Source organism: Acinetobacter sp. YH12106, assembly GCF_013418995.1.
In the GTDB taxonomy this organism is placed as follows: Bacteria; Pseudomonadota; Gammaproteobacteria; order Pseudomonadales; family Moraxellaceae; genus Acinetobacter; species Acinetobacter pseudolwoffii.
Map to the genome: position 1 here is coordinate 1 of NZ_VPAV01000066.1, position 1,281 is coordinate 1,281.

At 44.3% G+C, this 1,281-nt stretch carries 2 protein-coding genes; both read left to right on the forward strand.

Annotation, left to right across the window (positions count from 1 at the left end):
* A partial coding sequence (locus FTU45_RS15280; protein ID WP_180076694.1) for a TolC family protein occupies positions 1 to 534 on the forward strand: 534 nt, incomplete at its 5' end.
* Position 535: 1 nt separating this feature from the next.
* Positions 536 to 1,281 (forward strand): efflux RND transporter periplasmic adaptor subunit (locus FTU45_RS15285; RefSeq protein ID WP_180076695.1); only part of this gene is annotated, 746 nt, incomplete at its 3' end.

A 1,281-nucleotide genomic window follows, 5' to 3' on the forward strand; every position in this document is an offset into this window, starting at 1 on the left:
CCCACTTTAAACCTAGGTGTCAACCGCACCCAATCCTTGGAAAACTCCACACAAAATCAATTAGTAGTCGGAGTCAGTGTACCGCTTAATATTTTCGATCGTCAGCAAAATGGCATAAAAATCGCGCAAGAAAAAATGAACTTATTAGAGCGTCAGAAAGAGTTTTATCTAAAGCAAAATGCGCTGCAAATAGGCACAATTTTAACCGAGTTGCAGGGTTTAGAGCTGCAATTCAAAGTCGTTGACGAGACTCAAATTCCTTTGGCGACTCAAGTTCAAAGTAAGACGCTACAAGGTTTCTTGGCAGGCAAGTTTGCTTTAACCGATGTTCAGCAAGCCACGCTTCAATTACAAGACATCCGTCTGCGTAAAGTCCAGTTGTTACGGGATGGCTGGCAAAAGGCCATTGAAGCAGAAAGTTTGAGCTTAGGCATTAGCCCAAGTGAAGTCATGTCGAAAGATGCTATTGCACAAATCAATCAAAACTTATGGCAAGACATACAGGCCATGCCTGTCATTGGTGGGGGAAATTAACATGTTCGATCTTAAAAACAGCTTAAAAAAACAGAGCGGAAAAATCTCTCAACCTCTACTGATTGGTTTGGTCATCGGCGCAACCGTACTCCTCAGTATTTTCTTGATCTTGTCGGGTAAGAATAAATCTGAAACATCAGATGAACATGCAGAGGAAGAAGGCGCAGAGGAACATGGAAGTGAAGAAGGCAAAGAGGAACATGGCGGTGAAACCGAAGAGCATGCAGAAGGCGTGAGCCTGACGGCCAAGCAACTGGTTGAACAAGGCATACAGTTATCAGCAGTCGATCAAGGTCCGGTGGTTAAATTAAGTTCTTATCCAGCAAAACTTAACGTGAATACCGACCAGCAAGCGCATGTCTCTCCGAGTTTTAGTGGTCATGTCGAAAATGTCTATGTAGAACTCGGCCAAAAAGTTCAGAAAGGACAGTCTTTGGCCACGTTGCTTGTTCCTGATTTAGTCGATCAGCAGGCCAATCTAAAAATTGAACAAACCAACCTTGAACTGGCGAAACAGGACTTCGAGCGTGAGCGTCAGCTGTGGTCACAGGGTATTTCAGCAAAACAGGACTATCAACGTGCTTACAACAGCTATAAACGGGCGCAAATTCAGGTCCAATCGGCCCAATCACGTTTAAGTGCGTTTGGTGCTGTGAATACCAGTAACGGGCGCTATATTTTGAAAGCCCCCATTTCCGGCGTGATCAGTAAAAAGGATTTGGTGCTCGGAGAAAATGTTCAGTTAGC